This window comes from Micromonospora sp. NPDC049559 (assembly GCF_040676675.1).
Lineage (GTDB): Bacteria > Actinomycetota > Actinomycetes > Mycobacteriales > Micromonosporaceae > JBFAPK01.
The window spans coordinates 481,029-498,802 of sequence record NZ_JBFAPK010000001.1 but is presented as its reverse complement, the minus strand read 5'-3'; the positions used below and the strand labels follow the sequence as shown (position 1 = coordinate 498,802).

Genomic DNA, 17,774 nt, shown 5'->3' with positions numbered 1-17,774 from the left:
GGGGCGCGGACACCACCCCGCGTACCCATCGCGTCACAGGAGGAAAAATGGACTTCCGGCTCTCCGAGGAGCACGAGGCACTGCGGTCCAGCGTGCGGGAGTTCGCCCGCGAGGTGGTCGCTCCGGTCATCGCCGACCACTACAAGCAGCACACCTTCCCGTACGAGATCGTCCGCCAGATGGGCAAGATGGGGCTGTTCGGGCTCCCCTTCCCCGAGGAGTTCGGCGGCATGGGCGGGGACTACTTCGCCCTCTGCCTGGCGCTGGAGGAGCTGGCCCGGGTCGATTCGAGCGTGGCCATCACGCTGGAGGCGGCCATCTCGCTCGGCGCCATGCCGATCTACCGCTTCGGTACCGAGCGGCAGCGGGCGGAGTGGCTGCCGAAGCTGGTCACCGGCGAGGCGCTGGCCGCGTTCGGGCTGACCGAACCGGGCTGTGGCTCGGACGCCAGCGGTACCACCACCCGGGCGGTGCTCGACGGCGACCACTGGGTGATCAACGGTGCGAAGGCGTTCATCACCAACTCCGGCACCGACATCACCTCGCTGGTGACCGTGACCGCCGTGACCGGGGTACGCGAGGACGGCTCCAAGGAGCTCTCCACCATCATCGTCCCCTCGGGTACGCCCGGCTTCACCGTCGCGCCCTCGTACTCCAAGGTCGGCTGGTGCGCCTCGGACACCCACGAGCTGACCTTCGACGACTGCCGGGTACCGGCGGAGAACCTGCTCGGCGAGCGCGGTCGCGGGTACGCGCAGTTCCTCCAGATCCTCGACGAGGGGCGGATCGCCATCGCCGCGCTCGCCGTCGGACTCGCCCAGGGCTGCGTGGACGAGTCGGTGCGCTACGCCAAGGACCGCGAGGCGTTCGGCCGGCCGATCGGCCGTAACCAGGCGATCCAGTTCAAAATCGCCGACATGGAGCTGCGGGCGCACACGGCCCGGCTCGCCTACTACGACGCCGCCGCGCGGATGCTGGCGGGCGAGGACTTCAAGCGGCAGGCGGCGATCGCGAAGCTCTACGCCAGCGAGAGCGCGGTCGACAACGCCCGCGAGGCGACCCAGATCCACGGCGGGTACGGCTTCATGAACGAGTACCCGGTGGCCCGGTTCTGGCGGGACTCGAAGATCCTGGAGATCGGTGAGGGTACCTCCGAGGTGCAGCGCATGATCATCGCCCGGGATCTCGGGCTGTAGCGGCGGAGCGCCCGCCGGTGATCCGCCAGGGGCCGGCACCGACCGGGTGCCGGCCCCGAGGGCTCACGGCCGACCGGTCGTGATGACCACGCAGGGATAGGTGCAGCCGGGGGTGTTGTAGCCGATGGTGTTGTCCGGCTCCGGACCGTCGTAGCCGCAGTAGTAGTTGTCCGGGAAGCACGCCTCCCGCTCGGCGGGATCGCTCCAGGTGCTGGTCGGTTCCTCGTAGTAGTACTCGTCGTCGGGGTCGTAGCCACCGGTGCCGCGGTGACGGGGCGTCTGCCCGGTCGAGCCGCCGTTGCCGCCGACCGTACCGGCGGCGGGCGGGGTCGGCGACGGGGTCGGCTTGGCGCTCGGCTTCGCCGGCCCGTTCGCGGTGGAGTCGGTCCGTTTCGCCGCCGGGGTGGTGGGCTGGGACGACGGCTGCGGTCCCTCGGTCGCCTCCACGACGGAATCGTTCGGCATGCCCGGCCGTGGCTCGTCGCCCCAACCGCGGAACATCCGTACCGCGAGGGCCACGCCGAGCAGGATCAGCAGCAGCACCAGTACGCCCGAGAGGACCCGCGCGGCCCAGCCCGTGCGGTACATGATCGGCGGGATCAGCCAGCGGAACCCCGCCGGACGGGGCACCTCGTCGGCCGGGTCGTAGCGGTGGATGCCGGTCCATTTCCACCGTTGCTGGCGTGCCGTTGCGGCGACGAGGGCGCTGCCACCATCCCCGGCGACCCGGACCTGCCGGCGGTGCCGGGCGCCGCCGGCCGTGACCGTGGCACCCGCGGTCGCCGTGGCACCGGTCTCCCGGCCGCTCCCGGCGCCGTCGTCGGTCGCGGAGCGGCCGCCGTAACCGTCGAGCCCGGCCCCGTCGTCGAGGCCGAGGCCGCCGTCGAGCCCCGTCCCGCCGTCGAGCCCCGGTCCGGCGTCCCGGCCCGTCGGTGCCGCGCCGGCGGGCGTCGACGTCTCGGCCGGCGGCACGACCGTCGGCGTGACCTCGGTGGCGGCCTCGGCGTCACCGGTCCCGACCGGCGTCGTTCCGGCCCCGCCCGGGTGCTCGGCTCCGATGTGGATGGTCGACGGCGCGGTGCCGAGCGCCGGCCCGCCGAGCACCGGCCCGCCGAGCGCCGGTTCGCCGAGCGCCGGCCCGCGCGGCATCGGTTCGGCGGGTAGCGGCCCGTCGAGCACCGGTTCGCCGAACGCCGGCCCGTCAGGTAGTGCCCCGCCGGGCGGCGGCTCGGCGGCGGCGGGCGCGTCCGTTCCCGGTACGCCGGATGCCTCGTCGCGGGGCGGCCCGGCGCCGTCGGGGCGCGACCGGGTGGCCGCGACCGCTATCCGTCGCCGTACGGCGAGCCAGGTGGCGACCGCGGCGTCGTCCCCGCCGCAGGCCCGTACGAAGGTGGCGACCAGTTCCTCGCGCGGCATGGTGCTCCGGTTCAGCACCGCCGCGAGAGTGCTGTGCGGCAGGACACCACCGGCCTCGTCGGCTCGGCGCTGCAACTGCCGGTACGTCAGCCCGGACCATTCCTTGAGTCCGCGCAACGCCGCCACGAACTCGGCCGGGCTCCCCGCTTCGTCCGGCCCGGGCATGAGGTTCTCGCGCTCGCGGGAATCGGTCGTCCTGTCGTCCAGAATCAGCATGTCAGCCCAGATCTCCTAACGACCCCTGTGCCCTGTACCGACAACATGGACCCGTTCGTCGTGGTCGACAGGACGCGGCTCGGGCCGTACCAGCGCGGGTGACCAGGGTGGTGGTGACCCGGTTGATCGGCGGGCACATGCTATGTCGGGGCGACCGCGGCGAACAGCAATCGAACGGGCGGCTGCGCGAAACCGTTCAGCTCCACAATGGATGACCCATTCGCACCGGTCGAGGCGAAGTCCTGTTCGGACAATGGTTCCGGTCGCGCACCGGATGCCGTGCGCCCCGCCGGCGGCCGGGATCCGTATGCGCCCGGCTGTGCGTCGGGCGGCCCGGCCGTCCCGGGGGCGCGGCTCGCAAATCGTGCCCGCCCGGGCCGTGCGCCGGATTCTGTCGGATATCCGGTCGATGCCGGTCAAGACCTGGACGGAAGCCTGCCCGGCGCCGGTAGGGATGCGTAGTCTTCGTCCCCATGACTCCGGATCATGGTCTCGACCAGGGCCCGGCCGGCTTCGACGAACTGCTGCGCCGGGTCCGGCGCTCGGCCGGCCTGACCCAGGCGGATCTCGCGGCGCGGGCCGGGGTCGGCGTACGCACGGTGCGTGACCTGGAACGAGGCCGGTCGATGCGGCCACAGCGGACCACCGTCGAGCTCATCGCCACCGCGCTGGGACTGACCGGCGCCGACCGGTCGGCCTTCGTCGCCGCGGCGCGCAACCAGGGCACGCCGGGGAACGAGCCGGTCTCCGGCGTACCGGCCGACGCCGCCTCCGGGACCCGGACCGCGGCGCCGACGCTCGCGCTGCCGCCGGTGGGCGAACTGATCGGGCGGGACCGGGACGTGTTGGAACTGGCCGGGATGCTGACCGGCGCGGACGGGGCCGTCCCCGCACTCGTCAGCCTCGTGGGGCTGGCCGGGGTCGGCAAGTCGGCCCTCGGCCTGGCGGTCGCCCACCGGGTGGTCGAGCAGTTCCCCGGCGGCGCCGCCGGCATCGTGATCTCGGAGCTCTCCACCACCAGCGACGTGCTCTCGGCCGTCGCCACCGTCTTCACCGTCGGCCGACCGGCGGACCTGGCCGGGCGGCTCGCCGCGGCACCGGCCCTGCTCCTGGTCGACGCGGTCGAACGCTCGCCCAACGCGGTCGCCGAGGCGTTGCAGCAGCTGGCGCGGGCCGCGCCGACGCTGCGCGTGCTCGCCATGGGACGCCACCCGGTCGGCCTGCCCGGCGAACGGGTCTGGCCGGTGACGCCGCTGGAGGTGCCGCCCGCCGGGCCACCCGGCGATCTGGGCACGGTCGCCGGCTATCCGGCGGTGGCGCTCTTCCTGGCCCGGCTGCGCCAGGTCCGCCGGGAACCGCCGCGCCCCGACGAGGTCGGCGCGCTCGTCGGACTGGTTCGGCGGCTCGGCGGCCTGCCGCTCGCGATCGAGCTGGCCGCGGCCCGGGGGCGGATCCTCGACCTGAACGAGATCATCGACCGGTACGGGGACCGGCTGCTCGACCTGGCCGGACCGCCGGCGACCCGGCAGGCGGTGGGGGTGAGCCTGCGGGACGCCGTGGCGGCCAGTTACCGCCTGCTGGACCCGGGCGAGCGGGCCGCGCTGCGGCGCCTCTCGGCCTTCCGCAACCGCTGGTCGGTGGAGCTGGCCGAGGGGATGCTGACCGACGAACGCGAGCGCTCCGGCGAGGTGGAGAAGAGCGTCGACGCGGTACCGCTGCTGGACCGGCTCCTGGCGCTGGGGCTGCTGAGTTCGCGCGGGACCGGTCCGTTCCGGTTCCGCCTGCTCGACGTGGTACGGGACTTCGCCTCGGAACGCGCGGCGGTCAACGCGGAGCTGACCGAGATCCGCCGCCGGCACGCCGTGCTCTTCGCCCGGTTGGCGGAGTCGGCGGCGCAGGAACTGGTCGGCGCGAATCTGGCCGCGGCGGTACGCCGGCTGGACGATGTCTCCAGCGACCTCTGGGCGGCGCTGGCGCACGCGGCCACGGACGACCCGCACACCGCGCTGCGGCTGGCCGCGAGCCTGCCCCGGTGGTGGCGCTTCCGGGGCCGGGACGTGGCGGGCCGGCAGTGGCTGCGTCGGCTGCTGGACGATCCCCGTACCGCCGACGCCGACCCGGTGCGGCGGGCCTGGGCGCAGGTGGGCGTGGCGCAGCTGGCCCAGGAGCACTCCGCCGGGCCGGAGGAGCTGCCGGCCGCGCAGGCGGCGCTCACGACGTTCCAGCGGGTCGAGGACGTCGCCGGCGAGTTGGCCGCGCGCAGCGTGCTCTGCGGTCTCTGGGTGGCGCTCGGCGGGCACGACGAGGCGCGCCGGCACGGCGAGGCCGTGCTCGCCCTGGCCGAGCGGACCGGACGGGTCCGCGACATGGCGGTGGCCCAGAACAATCTGACCTGGCACGACATCCGCGTGGGCGACCTGCGGGCGGCCCGGCGGCGGCTGGCGGCGGTGGACCGGCTGAGCGCGCAGTGCGGCGAGGAGCGGCTGCGGGTGCTGGCGCGGGCCAACCTCGCCGAGCTGGCCCGGCTGGACGGCCGGTACGCGGACGCGGTGGAGCAGGGTCGGCGGGTGCTCTCCGCCCTGCGGGATCTCGGCGATCCGGGACACCACCGGCGGGTGCTCGGCACGATCGGGCTGGCCCTGGCCGAGCAGGGACGGTTCGACGAGGCCGGCGCGGTGCTGGACGAGCTGCGCTCGCGGACCGAGCCCGGGGACGGTACCGGCCCGGCCGCGGCGCGCGGTCAGGGGCCCGGCGGGGCGACCGGGCCGGCCGAGCGGGACGCGGGCATCTGCGCGTTGATCGAGGCGACGCTGGCGCTGCGCCGTGGCGACCGGGACTGGGCCGCGGAGTGGTACGCGGCCGCGGCCGAGGCGTACGCGGGCAGCCGCGACCTGCGGGACGTGGCGGAGTCGCTGGTGGGGCTCGTGGCGAGTACGGAGGATCCGCGGGCCCGGTCGGTCGCCCAGGACCGGCTGACCCAGGTCTGCCGGGAGGGTGGGATCACCCTGCTACCTCGGGAGCGCAAGCTCATCGCGGCGGCTCTCGACCGGTGACTCTCCACGGGCGGCTTCCAACGGGGCGGCTCCGGGTGACGGCCGCGAATGGGCCGATGGGCCGCTCCGGGTGGCGGCCGGTGTGGCGCGAGCGGAACAGCCCCCCGGATTCCCCCTCGCTCGTATCCGCTCGCGCCACGCCCCCGGCGCCCCCCGTGGCTGAACACTAGCCAGGACATGCCACCGTACTTGTCCGTTCCGTACCAGTTGTCGTAGTGCGCGAATGAGTTCTGCCGGTCTTTCTGCCGGTGAACCGTCGGTAACCCCGCGCGGGGGTTCAGCGGCGGGTCACCGTTCAGGTTCCGTCGGTTTCGGCGGCGGCACCGGCGACCGCGTCCGGGTGGATGGCGTCGCGTACGGTCCGCAGGCCGTCCAGGAGCGCGCGGAGCGCGGCGGGGTCGAGTTGTCCGGTGAACCACCGTTCGACCAGCTCCAGGTGGCCCGGCAGCGCCTCGTGCAGCAGCGCCATCCCCGCCTCGCTGACCACGGCGTAGGAGCTGCGGCGGTCGGTGGGGCAGGGCGTACGGGTGACGAGGCCGTCGCGTTCCATCCGGTCCACCACCCGGGTCGCGCCGCTGGTGGAGAGCGACGTCTGGGCCGCCAGATCGGACATCCGGAGCCGGTTGCCGGGTGAGCGGGCGAGGCGTAGCAGCACCTCGAAGGCGATCCCGGAGAGCCCGTGCGTCTCCAGTTGGGCCGTGAGCCGGTTCATGAGGCCGATGAAGGTCTCGGCCAGCAGGCCGACCGCGGTGAGCCGGGGATCGTCGAGCAACTCGTCGGACACCGGTTCAGCCTAGCAATACTTGACAAGGGGAATACTGAGACTCTTATAGTTGCTGACGCAGCCGTTGGCCCCATCAACCATCTGGGAAGGCTAGGACCATGACCAGCAGCACCGCCGAGAACACCCGTACGTGGAGCGGCCTGACGATCCCGACGGCCGGCACCTACGAGCTGGACCAGAACCACAAGCGGGTCGGCTTCGTCGCCCGCCACATGATGGTCTCCAAGGTGCGCGGCGAGTTCGCCGAGGCGACGGCGACCATCACGGTCGGCGAGGACCCGTTGCAGTCCTCGGTCACCGCCACCATCCAGGCCGCCAGCATCAACACCGGCCAGGCGGACCGCGACAACCACCTGCGCAGCGGTGACTTCCTCGACGCGGAGAAGTTCCCGACGCTGGAGTTCCGCAGCACCGGCGTGAAGTCCCACAGCGGCAACGAGTTCGTCCTCGTCGGTGAGCTCACCATCCGCGACGTCACCCGGCCGGTCGAGCTGGAGGTCGAGTTCGAGGGCGTCGGGCGCAGCCCGTACGGCCAGGACATCTTCGGTTTCTCGGCCAGCACGGAGATCGAGCGCGAGGAGTTCGGCCTGACCTGGAACGTGGCGCTGGAGAGCGGCGGCGTGCTGGTCGGCAAGAAGGTGAAGATCGAGATCGAGGGCGAGGCCGTACGCCAGGCCTGACGCCTCCGGACGCGACCCGCGAACACCCCGACGACCCCAGCCCGGTCGCCGGGGTGTTTCGTGTGCGTTAGCGTCCGGTGTCACTCGGTGAGGGCCCCGTCGCCGGGCCGTGACCGGAGTGTGAAATGGTGGACCGAGAGCTGATCTCTGCCCATCCAGGGCGTGGCAGGGGTCTATTCGTCCCTGGTCGGCGCGTGGTCGGCGCTCCTACCGTGGAAGTTCCACGCGCAGTTGGATGCCTGGGGAGTCCGGCTGTGCCCGTAAGCGGCTATGCCCGGAGGATCACATGGGCCAGGATGTCTCCCGGGATGCGTTCACCCGCGAGGATCGGGTGCGGTACCGGCACAAGGTGCGGAGGTGCCTGGACGTCTTCGCGTTGATGCTGGACGACTTCGGGTTCGACGCCGACCGGCCGATGACCGGACTGGAGATCGAACTCAACCTGATCGACCCCGCCGCGGAACCGTCCATGCGCAACGCCGAGGTCCTCGCCGACATCGCGGACCCGACGTTCCAGACCGAGCTCGGTCAGTTCAACCTCGAACTCAACGCCCGCCCCCGACTCATCGAGGGGACCGGCTTCGCCGACTACGAGCACGACCTGACGGCCAGCCTCGGCCGGGCGGAGGACCGGGCGGCCAAGTCGGACGCGCGGATCATCCTCATCGGGATCCTGCCGACCCTCACGCCCCGGCACCTGATCCTCGACAACCTCTCCACGAACAGCCGGTACCGCGTCCTCAACGAGCAGATCGTCGGGGCCCGGGGCGAGGACATCGAGCTGGACATCCGCGGGGTCGAGCGGTTGCAGACCCACACCGACTCCATCGCCCCCGAGGCCGCCTGCACCAGCGTGCAGTTCCACCTCCAGGTCGCCCCGGACAGCTTCGCCAACTACTGGAACGCCTCCCAGGCCATCGCCGGCGTGCAGGTCGCGCTCGGCGCCAACTCGCCGTACCTCTACGGACGCCAGCTCTGGGCCGAGACCCGGGTCGCCCTCTTCGAACAGGCCACCGACACGCGGCCGGACGAGCTCAAGGCCCAGGGGGTACGCCCCCGCGTCTGGTTCGGTGAGCGCTGGATCACCTCGATCTTCGACCTCTTCGAGGAGAACGTCCGGTACTTCCCGCCGCTGCTGCCGATCTGCGAGGACGAGGACCCGGTCGAGGTCCTGCACAACGGCGGCGTACCCCAACTCGCCGAGCTGCGGCTGCACAACGGCACCGTCTACCGGTGGAACCGGCCGGTCTACGACATCATGAACGGCCGTCCCCACCTGCGGGTAGAGAACCGCGTGCTGCCGGCCGGACCAACGGTGATCGACATGCTGGCCAACGCGGCCTTCTACTTCGGGCTCGCCCGGGACCTGGCGGAGGCCGACCGACCGATCTGGAGCCAGCTGAGCTTCAGCGCCGCCGAGGAGAACTTCCACGCCGCCGCCCGCCGGGGCATCGAGGCCACCGTCAGCTGGCCCGACCTCGGCGAGGTACGCGTCACCGACCTCGTGCTCGACGTCCTGCTGCCCCGGGCGGCGCGCGGGCTGGACCGGTTCGGGGTCAGCCCGACGCACCGCGACCGGCTGCTCGGCGTCATCGAGGAGCGCTGTCGTACCGGACGCAACGGGTCGGTCTGGCAGACGGAGACGGTCTGGGCCGCCGAACGGGGCCGGGGAATGGACCGCGGTGCGGCGCTGCACCACATGGTGCAGCGCTACCGGGAGCTACAGGCGACCAACGAGCCCGTGCACACCTGGCCGGTCGAGTAGACCCGGGGTCGAGGGCCGGCAGGGCCGGATCGGGGAGCCGTAGGGGTGGCGGTCCTCCGTCCGGGCCGTGCCGCCGGGACGGGGTCAGCGCCCGCGCCGGCCGAGTCGGCCCACTCGCCCCTTCGGCCGCTCCGGCGCGGCACCGCCGTCGGCCGGCGCGGCACCGCCGCCGCTCGTCTCACCGCCGTTCGCCCCGGAGCCGCTGGCGGTGCTGGCGTCCGGGCCGCCCGGCGCTGACGCGCCGGGGTCCGCGACGTCGCCGGCCGGCTCGTCCGGCGTCCCGGCGGGCCCTCCGTCCGGGGCCTTCCCCGGTCGGTCGGCGGAGGTACCGGCCGGTCGGCGCGCCGCCGGTACCGCATTCGTGGCCCGCTTCGGCCGGCCGGCCGGCAGCGCCAGCGGCGCTCCCTTCCCGAGCCCGTCGCCGTCCGGCCCGCCGGTCCGGGTCGCGTCGCCGACCGACCCGCCGGTGCCGAGTGCGTCCGGGCCGCCGGTAGCGAGCGCGTCCGACCGGCCCGTCCCGGCCGGGTCGGCGGCGGGGGCGAGCGCGGCGACCAGCTCGGCCCGCTGGGCGAGCGCGGTCACCAGCGCGGAACCGGCCAACCCGGCGACGACCGCGTAGGGCGCCATCAGGTGCGCCGACATCTGCTCGGCCCGGATGCCGACGAGCTGCGGCGCGGCCAGGAAGTAGGCGACCGCCACCAGCAGTGGACCGGCCACCCCGGAGACCGCCGTGCCGACCCGGGCGGCCGGTACCCGGGCCGCCGCGCGCGCCGTCAGCGCCCCGATCACCAGGGCCGACCCGAGCGAGAGCGCCGCGCCCGGCCAGTAGAAGTAGTCCCGGAACCAGAACCGGTCGTCGTTCGGGGTGAGCTGCCAGACCCCGAGCTGGGCACCGGCCACGCCCCGGCCGGAGATCACGCCGTCGATCACGGCGGCGACCGCGAGCAGCCAGAGCCACCCCACCGTCGCGACGACGTTGCGGGCCACCGCCGGGGAGGCGAGCGCCCAGAGCGCCACCAGCAGTCCGACGATCACGCCGATCACCGCGTACCCGGCGGCGATGGTCTGCGGCGAGGCGGCCTGGCCGGGGATCGCGCCCCGGGCCGGTACCGCCACCAGCACGACCGTGACCAGACCGCCGAACGCGGCGGCGATCGCGACGGTCAGCCGGCGCAGGCTGGCGACGAGGAGCGGGGCGGCGCCGGGCGGGACGGTCGCGCCGCCGGTCGGCTGCGCCGGTGCGTTCGGCCGAACCAGCCGCTGGGCGCAGACCGCGCCGGCGACCGTCGACGTCGCGCCGATCCAGGCGGCCCACGCCAGGCTGGCGACCCAGGCCACGTCGCCCCGGCCGGCGGTGGACGGCATCCACGCGATGATGCCGAGCCCGTACCCGAGCCCGAGCTGCGCGGCACCGGCGCCAGCGGCAACGCCGATCGCGGTCGCGACCGATCCTCCCCAGCCTCGTACGGCCATGCCGGGCAGCGTAGCGGTCGCCAGCCCGCGGGGCGAGCGGCGAAGAAGCGGCGTACCGACCGGGCCCGACCGGCACCTGCCGGGCCTCGCCGCCGCCGGCTGGGCGGGAAGCGGGCGCCCGGCTGACGGGCCGTCGGACCCGGACCGCATGATGGTGCCCGGACGCGTGCCTCCCGGGCTCCCGGGTCCGCGTTCCGCTCGGCACCCGCCGGAGGCGGGTCACATGTATCGGCGGGCGGTACGGTCGCCGGGAGTGAGGCGGTGGTCGCATGACGGACGAGCACACGGGCTGGGGGACCCCTCCGGCGGGGACCTCGCCGTCGGGTCCGAGCCGGACGGCGCTGGTGGCGGGAGCCCTCGTCGGCGTGGTCCTGCTCGCCACCATCGGTGCCATCGGCGGCTGGCTGATCGCGGAGTCGCAGAACGGGACGTCCCCGAACGCGCTGGAGACCGGCGGTCCGGTGCTGTCGCCGTCCACCGTCGCGACGACGAAGGGCACCCGTACCACGCCCCCGGCGCCGACGAAGACCACGCCGAGGCTCCAGTCGGGTCAGTTCCTGCTCCCGAACCTGGTCGGGAAGGACTTCGAGGACGCCCGGGAGGAGTTGCGCGACCGCAAGCTCGGTACGCACGTGGTCTTCGGGGTCGCGGGGCAGGACCGCACCGTGCTCAGCACCGACCCCGCTCCGAACACGCCGGTGAGCGCCGGGATCACCGTGCAGATCAGGGTCGTCGGCGCGGCCCCGGTGGTGGCCGTGCCGGACCTGGTCGGAAAGGACTGCGACGAGGCCAAGGACGAACTGGACGACGAAGGGCTCTCACCGAGGTACCCGACCGGCCAGCGCGGTGAGGTGATCCGGCAGGAGCCGGAGGCCAAGGCCGAGGCGCGCTGGAACGACCAGGTCAGGGTCTACTGCGGCACGCCCGGTTCGCCGACACCCTGACCGGGTCACGACCTCGGTACGACCACCGCGCGGAACCCTCCGCACGCGACCCACCCGGCCATCCGGATACCGAACGTACCGATCTGACGCCGATCCGTGCTGATCCCGCCACGGCGGACCGGCAGGGCGGATACGTTGGACGGACGTGGGCGTCGCCGTCCACCTCGGTACGGGAGGGCGTGCCATGTCCGACAGCCGCAGGGAGCCGGAGACCGGTCCGGAGCAGGGTGGGGTCGAGCGTGGCGGAGTCGAGTCCGGTACCGCCGGCGTCGCCGAGCCGGGCGCCGTCCCGGCGAGCGGACGGCCGACGACGTGGCTGGGGCGGGCGGAGGTGCCCCGGCGCGAGGCGCCCGAGGTCCGCTACGCCGCACCGGTACCGGACTGGGAGACCGGCCCCGAGCAGCGGCAGTACCGGCCCTGGTGGCTGCCGATCCTGGTCGGTACCGTGGCGCTGCTCTTCGGACTGCTGAGCATCGCCCTCTGGGCGGTCGCCGAGTCGCGCCGGACCGGGCCGGCGCCGGCCCTGACCGCGACCGGGCCGAGCAGCGAGGCGCCCCGTCCGGAGCCGCCGGCCGGCACGACCCCGAGCGCCGGGCTACCGAGCACCCTTCCGACGGGCGCCGCCGCCGTGCCGATGCCGCCGCTGGTCGGGCTGCACGAGGTCGCCGCCCGCGAACTGCTCGACGAGCTCGGGCTCACCTACCGGCTCCGGTTCCGGGCCGCGCCGCAGCAACCGGGTGCGGTCGTCGACACCGAGCCGAAAGCCGGCACCCTGCTCCGCCCGGGTGACCTCGTCACGCTGGTGATCGCCGAGGAGCCGAGCGGTTCGCCGGGCGACAACGGCAGCGCGTCGCAGCCGCCGACGCCGTTCGCCTGGCCGGCGCCGTTCGGCTGAGCGACGCCGTCGCGCTGCGACCGCCCCGCCGGCTCAGCCGACCCGGACGGGTCGCTGGGCGGGGGTCGGGCGGCGTACCGGACGCGCCGGTCGAGCCGCCCTCGCGCGCGCGTCGAAGTTGGGGCGTACCTGGCGCAGCCCGGCGAGCTGTACGAAGATCGAGCGCCGCTCGACCGCGTCGCCCTGGGCGTTCAACTCGTACCCGTCGAGCCAGATCCAGCCGTGGTAGGTGGGCCAGTCGTGCACCCGGATCACCCGGAAGAGGATCGGGTTGGCGAACTGCACGCTCGCCGCGCTGGTCAGGTGCAGGACATCACCGGAGCGGGGCAACACATCGACTCCTGTCCGAAGGGCCGGCGGCGGGTCCGGCGGGGGCTTACGGTCGAGGCGGTGGGTCCGTGTGCTGTCCGGGTACCGGCTGGTCGAGCCGGACCCGTGGTGCCAGCCGGCGGGCTGGGCCGGTGGTGGAGCGCGATGGGGTACGTCATGGAGCGTGCCGTCGGCGCGGCCCAGACCTCGGGAGGGGTGCTCCTCCGTAGTCCAGACCGGAACGCAGCGTAACGGCCACAGGGACAGACTGCATCAAGAACATGATCAATGCAAGTTGCACCTCGACGTTTGCTTGCATGAGTCCGATGGCCGCTTGAAGTCCCGCTCGGCAGCGCGGCAGACTTGACGCCGGTCTCGCCGTCGCGGCCGGCTGACCGGGACCGGACCGCCGCGAACAATCACCCGCCGTTCCGACGGTCGCGCCCGCGGCGGGTGCCGACACGACGCGCGATCGACCGGAGGTGACCCGGTGACCGAGCGCCGGAGCCCGACCATTCGCCGCCGCCGGCTGGGTGCGGAACTCCGCCGGCAACGGGAGGCGGCCGGTATCACCATCGAGATGGTCGCGGAGCAACTGGAGTGTTCCGCCTCCAAGATTTCACGAATCGAGACCGGACACACCTCGGCCACGCCGCGCGACGTGCGCGACATGCTCCGGATCTACGGCGTGGTCGGGACCGAGAGCGACGAGCTGGTGCAGATCGCCCGCGAGGCGCGGCAGAAGGGCTGGTGGCACCCGTACAGCACGGTGCTCACCGGCGCGTACGTCGGCCTGGAGGCGGCGGCCGGCTCGGTGCGCGCGTACGAACAGCAGGTCGTACCGGGCCTGTTGCAGACGGAGGAGTACGCGAAGGCGATGATCCGTGCCGCCCGGCCGGACATCAGCGACGAAGAGGTGGAGCAGCGGGTCCGTGTCCGGTTGGGTCGTCAGTCGTTATTGAGCCAAGACGATCCGATCGATTTGTGGGTGGTGCTCGATGAGGCGGTAGTGAGTCGGCCGGTGGGTGGCGACGCCGTCATGCGCGCGCAGTTGGCGCGGCTCGTGGAGGCGGCCGACCTGCCGAACGTGACCATTCAGATCCTGCCGTTCGAGGTGGGGGCACATGCCGGGATGGACGGCACGTTCTCGATCCTCGAATTTCCGGAGCCGGGCGATCCGGACGTGGTGTATGCCGAAAACGCCACGGGTGGGCTCTTCCTGGAAAAGAGTGAAGAACTGCAGAAGTACATATTCATCTTCGACCACATCCGAGCAGCGGCCATGCGCCCGGAGGAGTCCGTCGCTCTGATCGCGAAGCTGACAGAGGAGCCAATGTGGAACTGGAGACAAAGGGGTTCCGCGTCGACCTGACCCGGGCGGCCTGGTACAAGAGCTCGCGTAGCGGGCCCAACTGCGACAACTGCGTCGAGGTCGCCTTCGTTCCCGGGGCGATCGCCGTTCGTGATTCGAAGAATCCGACCGGACCGGCGCTCATCTTCACGCCCGGCGAATGGAACGCCTTCGTCGGCGGCGCGAAGGACGGCGAGTTCGACCTGAACTGAGGTCGGACGGCCAGATCACCAAGCGAGTGCGGTCATCCGCCGGCCAGCGGCCGGCAGGTGCCCGCACTTTCCTAATTCCCGTCCGCCCGGCAGTCGCGGACCACCCCGGTGCGGCTTCGACCGGCCCGACCGGTGAGAAGTCGGCCGGGTCGTCGCGTCAATAACCTCTCGCAACGTTACGTACGCTCCCGGATACGTCCCGTGAATGGTCGGATGGTAGCGTCGCTAGTTCTCGTCCGCGTCGTTGTACCAGGCGGCGCGCGAAGGCCCGCCAACCCGTCCAGGGTTCGCAGTCGCAGGGTTTCGCGGTCGCAGGGTTCGCAGTCGCAAGGGTTCCCACATGGAGCGAGGCAGGCGAGGATGACGATTGAGTCGGAAAACCTGGGCAACGGATCGGGCAAGCCGGAACGGTTCGGCGGCAAATACCGCGGTGCCCGCCGCAACACACCACTGGCCGACGAGAACACGTCCACCGACGTGCTCGGCCCGCGCGACACCGGTACGCCCGGACTGGAGCTCGTGGACACGCAGGCGTCGGCGTCGTCGCTGCCGGTGCTGGAGCTGAGCGGCCTCTCCGAGCCGGTCTTCCCGTCGTCCAACTGGTCCGACCCGGCGCCGGAGTCGCTGGCCGACCACCCGCTGCTGCGCGGGTTGCTGCTGGAACTGCCCCCGAAGGGCACGCTGCCGGCGCCCGAGTGGCTCGACCGCTGGTTCGAGGCGGCCCGGTCGATCCTCGAACTGCTATACGTGCAGGACGCCCACCGGGCGCGCTGAGCCCGGCCGTACCGTCACGGCCGACTCGGCCAGCCGGCTGTGGCGCAGGCCGTGCCGTACCCCGGCGACGATGGCCGCCAGCACGGCGGCCGTGACGGCGAACCCGGTCGAGTGCGCCGCGTCCGGCGGGACCAGGTCCGCGGCGACGGCCGCGGCGAGCAGGGTCGCCACCGCGGTGACCTGCACCGGTACCGCGACCATCGGGTGCGCCGCGCCGGCCAGCAGTGCCGGCGGCATCGGGGTGGCCGGCACCGGGGCGAGGATCGCGGCACCGGCGCGCAGCCGCCGCAGCCGGCGTACGGTCAGCGCCAGCACCAGCGCGGCGGAGACAACCGGCAGGACGGTCGCGACGCCGCCGCGGTCCGCCGGTGCCAGGCCCGGTACCCCGAACCGCGGCAGCACCAGCGCGGCGATCCCGAGCCCGGTGAGGCCGAGCAGCCATCCGGTCCGGCGCCGCAGCGACGGGGCGGTACGCGGTTGTGGCAGCCCTTCGGCGACGGCCCCGGCCGCCAGCCAGATGCCGGCGGCGGCGAGCGGTACGGCGAGGTCGAGGTCCATGCCGTAGAGCCTCGTCCCGAAGCCGCCCACGGACATCCGGGTCCGGCCCCCCTGCTACCCGGATCGGTCACCCGTAGGGGCCATCCCGTCGCGCTATTGAAGAATCGACATCTGTTTTCGAGTAGGTCTCACGTTTAACCTCAGCATGATCGGCCGTCGCCGATCCCCCGGATCACCGGGCGGACGGTCGGGCGCCGGTCAGAGGGGAGGTAGGGAGCCATGCGACTCCCACACGGATCCGTTCTCGTCGGTGCGGTAGCGATGACCATGGCGGCCGTCGCGGCGACGCCCGCCGTGGCCGCGGAACCGACCGGCACGATCCTCGGCGCCGGCGGGGAGACCGCCGTCGCCGACAGCTACATCGTGGTCTTCAAGGAAACCGCGGTCAGCCGTACCCGGGTCGGCGCGACGGCGCAGGAGCTGGCCGGCCGGCACGGCGGCAGCGTCGCCCGGACCTACAGTGCGGCGCTGCGCGGCTTCGAGGTCAAGGCCAGCGAGCGGATGGCCAAGCGGATCGCGGCGGACCCCGCCGTCGCGTACGTGGAGCAGAACCACACGGTCCGGATCACCGACACCCAGCCGAACCCGCCGTCCTGGGGCCTGGACCGCATCGACCAGCGCAACCTGCCGCTGAACAGCTCGTACACCTACCCCACCACCGCGCCGAACGTGCGGGCGTACATCATCGACACCGGCATCCGGACCACCCACACGGACTTCGGCGGCCGGGCGGTCTCCGGGTACGACGCGGTCGACGGCGGCCCGGCGGACGACTGCCACGGGCACGGTACGCACGTGGCCGGCACCGTCGGCGGGACGTCGTACGGCGTGGCCAAGGCGGTGCAGCTGGTCGCCGTACGGGTGCTCGACTGCCAGGGCAGCGGCACCAACGCCCAGGTGGTCGGCGGCATCGACTGGGTCACCGCGAACGCGGTGAAGCCCGCCGTGGCGAACATGAGCCTCGGCGGATCGGCCAACGCCGCGATCGACACGGCGGTCACCAACTCGATCAACTCCGGGGTGACGTACGCGATCGCCGCCGGCAACGGCAACGCGCTCGGCGTACGGCAGGACGCCTGCAACTACTCGCCGGCCCGGGTGCCCGCCGCGATCACCGTGGGCGCCACCCAGAACAACGACGCCGCGGCGAGCTTCTCCAACTACGGCACCTGCGTCGACATCCTCGCGCCGGGTGTCAACATCACCTCGTCCTGGGCCACCGGCGACACCGCGACGAACACCATCAGCGGCACGTCCATGGCGACCCCGCACGTGGCGGGCGCCGCGGCGCTGCTGCTCTCGGCGAGCCCGACGGCCACCCCGCAGCAGGTACGGGACCAGCTGGTCAACGCCGCCACCCCGAACGTGATCAGCAACGTCGGTACCGGCACGCCGAACCGGCTGCTCTTCGTCGGTGGCGGTGCGCCGCCCACCAACGACTTCGCCGTCTCGGTCTCGCCGACCTCCGGCTCCACCGCGCCCGGCGGCTCGGTCAGCGCCACGGTGACGACCACGACCACGGCCGGCTCGGCCCAGTCGGTGGCGCTGACGGCCAGCGGCCTGCCGGCCGGGGCCACCGCGACGTTCAGCCCGGCCACCGTCACCTCCGGCGGTACGTCCGCGCTGGCCATCACCACCTCGGCGAGCACGCCGGGCGGCACGTACCCGGTCACCGTCACCGGCACCGGCGCGGCCGGCGCCCGGACGGCGACCTACACGCTCACCGTGACCGGGAGCGGGGGCGGCTGCTCGGGCACGAACGGCACCGACGTGGCGATCCCGGACCTCGGCACGGTCACCAGCGCCATCGCCATCACCGGCTGCGGTCGCAACGCCTCGTCGGCCGCGACGGTGGCCGTGAACATCGTGCACACCTACCGGGGTGACCTGGTCATCGACCTGCTCGCCCCGGACGGCTCGGCGTACCGGCTGAAGAACTCCAGCGCGCTCGACGGCGCCGACAACGTCAACACGACGTACCCCGTCAACCTCTCCAGCGAGGCGGGCAACGGCACCTGGCGCCTCCAGGTGCGCGACGTCTACTCCGGCGACACCGGCTACCTCAACACCTGGACGCTCACCCTCTGAGCGAACGGGCAGCACCGTAGGGAAGGGCTCCCTGTCGTCGCGGCTCGGACGACAGGGAGC

At 73.1% G+C, this 17,774-nt stretch carries 15 protein-coding genes; 10 read left to right on the top strand and 5 right to left on the bottom strand.

The genetic code is table 11. The features are described 5' to 3' along the window. Nucleotides 1-47 precede the first annotated feature (47 nt). Nucleotides 48-1,196, top strand: coding sequence for an acyl-CoA dehydrogenase family protein (locus AB0J86_RS02225; protein WP_363851101.1), 1,149 nt, complete (start codon nt 48-50; stop codon nt 1,194-1,196). Nucleotides 1,197-1,259: 63 nt separating this feature from the next. Here AB0J86_RS02225 and AB0J86_RS02220 read toward each other — a convergent pair whose 3' ends face one another. After that, the gene (locus AB0J86_RS02220) at nt 1,260-2,828 is read right to left on the bottom strand and encodes a helix-turn-helix transcriptional regulator (RefSeq protein WP_363851098.1); all 1,569 of its coding nucleotides are present in this window, start codon (nt 2,826-2,828) and stop codon (nt 1,260-1,262) included. 473 nt (nt 2,829-3,301) lie between these two features. On the opposite strand from AB0J86_RS02220, the gene AB0J86_RS02215 reads away from it, so the two are divergent. Then, nucleotides 3,302-5,881, top strand: a complete 2,580-nt coding sequence (locus tag AB0J86_RS02215) for a helix-turn-helix domain-containing protein (protein ID WP_363851095.1) — start codon at nt 3,302-3,304, stop codon at nt 5,879-5,881. Between the two features lie 295 nt (nt 5,882-6,176). Here AB0J86_RS02215 and AB0J86_RS02210 read toward each other — a convergent pair whose 3' ends face one another. After that, nucleotides 6,177-6,665 (bottom strand): MarR family transcriptional regulator, encoded by a 489-nt coding sequence (locus tag AB0J86_RS02210; RefSeq protein ID WP_363851092.1) that lies wholly within the window; start codon nt 6,663-6,665, stop codon nt 6,177-6,179. Between the two features lie 98 nt (nt 6,666-6,763). Between AB0J86_RS02210 and AB0J86_RS02205 the strand changes: the two genes are divergently transcribed. Then, nucleotides 6,764-7,345, top strand: a complete 582-nt coding sequence (locus AB0J86_RS02205; protein ID WP_363851089.1) for a YceI family protein — start codon at nt 6,764-6,766, stop codon at nt 7,343-7,345. Between the two features lie 286 nt (nt 7,346-7,631). Further along, complete coding sequence (locus AB0J86_RS02200; RefSeq protein ID WP_363851086.1) at nt 7,632-9,110, top strand: glutamate-cysteine ligase family protein; 1,479 nt, start codon at nt 7,632-7,634, stop codon at nt 9,108-9,110. Between the two features lie 84 nt (nt 9,111-9,194). Here AB0J86_RS02200 and AB0J86_RS02195 read toward each other — a convergent pair whose 3' ends face one another. After that, nucleotides 9,195-10,583: a hypothetical protein gene (locus AB0J86_RS02195; protein ID WP_363851083.1), complete on the bottom strand. Its 1,389-nt coding sequence runs from the start codon at nt 10,581-10,583 to the stop codon at nt 9,195-9,197. Nucleotides 10,584-10,852: 269 nt separating this feature from the next. Between AB0J86_RS02195 and AB0J86_RS02190 the strand changes: the two genes are divergently transcribed. Next, nucleotides 10,853-11,527: a PASTA domain-containing protein gene (locus AB0J86_RS02190; RefSeq protein WP_363851080.1), complete on the top strand. Its 675-nt coding sequence runs from the start codon at nt 10,853-10,855 to the stop codon at nt 11,525-11,527. Nucleotides 11,528-11,711: 184 nt separating this feature from the next. Further along, nucleotides 11,712-12,422, top strand: coding sequence for a PASTA domain-containing protein (locus AB0J86_RS02185; protein WP_363851077.1), 711 nt, complete (start codon nt 11,712-11,714; stop codon nt 12,420-12,422). 33 nt (nt 12,423-12,455) lie between these two features. Here AB0J86_RS02185 and AB0J86_RS02180 read toward each other — a convergent pair whose 3' ends face one another. Next, on the bottom strand, nt 12,456-12,755 hold the full coding sequence (locus tag AB0J86_RS02180) for a hypothetical protein (RefSeq protein WP_363851074.1): 300 nt from the start codon (nt 12,753-12,755) through the stop codon (nt 12,456-12,458). Between the two features lie 466 nt (nt 12,756-13,221). Here AB0J86_RS02180 and AB0J86_RS02175 point away from each other — a divergent pair, with 466 nt between their 5' ends. The 3 genes from AB0J86_RS02175 (at nt 13,222) to AB0J86_RS02165 (ending at nt 15,068) form a co-directional block, all read left to right on the top strand. Continuing rightward, on the top strand, nt 13,222-14,103 hold the full coding sequence (locus AB0J86_RS02175; RefSeq protein ID WP_363851071.1) for a helix-turn-helix transcriptional regulator: 882 nt from the start codon (nt 13,222-13,224) through the stop codon (nt 14,101-14,103). Beyond that, nucleotides 14,073-14,294 (top strand): DUF397 domain-containing protein, encoded by a 222-nt coding sequence (locus AB0J86_RS02170; protein ID WP_363851619.1) that lies wholly within the window; start codon nt 14,073-14,075, stop codon nt 14,292-14,294. The genes AB0J86_RS02175 and AB0J86_RS02170 overlap by 31 nt, the downstream gene beginning before the upstream one ends. A 360-nt stretch (nt 14,295-14,654) precedes the next feature. Then, nucleotides 14,655-15,068, top strand: a complete 414-nt coding sequence (locus AB0J86_RS02165; protein ID WP_363851068.1) for a hypothetical protein — start codon at nt 14,655-14,657, stop codon at nt 15,066-15,068. On the opposite strand, the gene AB0J86_RS02160 is transcribed toward AB0J86_RS02165, so the two are convergent. Then, a complete protein-coding gene (locus AB0J86_RS02160; protein ID WP_363851065.1) occupies nt 15,036-15,662 on the bottom strand; it encodes a hypothetical protein in 627 nt (208 codons plus the stop codon). The genes AB0J86_RS02165 and AB0J86_RS02160 overlap by 33 nt on opposite strands. 183 nt (nt 15,663-15,845) lie before the next feature. Here AB0J86_RS02160 and AB0J86_RS02155 point away from each other — a divergent pair, with 183 nt between their 5' ends. Next, nucleotides 15,846-17,714, top strand: coding sequence for a S8 family serine peptidase (locus tag AB0J86_RS02155; protein WP_363851062.1), 1,869 nt, complete (start codon nt 15,846-15,848; stop codon nt 17,712-17,714). Nucleotides 17,715-17,774: the final 60 nt, after the last annotated feature.

What these genes read in the sequence shown, in the direction of transcription:
- AB0J86_RS02155 (WP_363851062.1), top strand. Translation starts at nt 15,846, where the DNA reads ATGCGACTCCCACACGGATCCGTTCTCGTCGGTGCGGTAGCGATGACC.
- AB0J86_RS02205 (WP_363851089.1), top strand. Translation starts at nt 6,764, where the DNA reads ATGACCAGCAGCACCGCCGAGAACACCCGTACGTGGAGCGGCCTGACG.
- AB0J86_RS02200 (WP_363851086.1), top strand. Translation starts at nt 7,632, where the DNA reads ATGGGCCAGGATGTCTCCCGGGATGCGTTCACCCGCGAGGATCGGGTG.
- AB0J86_RS02190 (WP_363851080.1), top strand. Translation starts at nt 10,853, where the DNA reads ATGACGGACGAGCACACGGGCTGGGGGACCCCTCCGGCGGGGACCTCG.
- AB0J86_RS02195 (WP_363851083.1), bottom strand. Translation starts at nt 10,583, where the DNA reads ATGGCCGTACGAGGCTGGGGAGGATCGGTCGCGACCGCGATCGGCGTT.
- AB0J86_RS02225 (WP_363851101.1), top strand. Translation starts at nt 48, where the DNA reads ATGGACTTCCGGCTCTCCGAGGAGCACGAGGCACTGCGGTCCAGCGTG.
- AB0J86_RS02220 (WP_363851098.1), bottom strand. Translation starts at nt 2,828, where the DNA reads ATGCTGATTCTGGACGACAGGACGACCGATTCCCGCGAGCGCGAGAAC.
- AB0J86_RS02160 (WP_363851065.1), bottom strand. Translation starts at nt 15,662, where the DNA reads ATGTCCGTGGGCGGCTTCGGGACGAGGCTCTACGGCATGGACCTCGAC.
- AB0J86_RS02185 (WP_363851077.1), top strand. Translation starts at nt 11,712, where the DNA reads ATGTCCGACAGCCGCAGGGAGCCGGAGACCGGTCCGGAGCAGGGTGGG.
- AB0J86_RS02165 (WP_363851068.1), top strand. Translation starts at nt 14,655, where the DNA reads ATGACGATTGAGTCGGAAAACCTGGGCAACGGATCGGGCAAGCCGGAA.
- AB0J86_RS02215 (WP_363851095.1), top strand. Translation starts at nt 3,302, where the DNA reads ATGACTCCGGATCATGGTCTCGACCAGGGCCCGGCCGGCTTCGACGAA.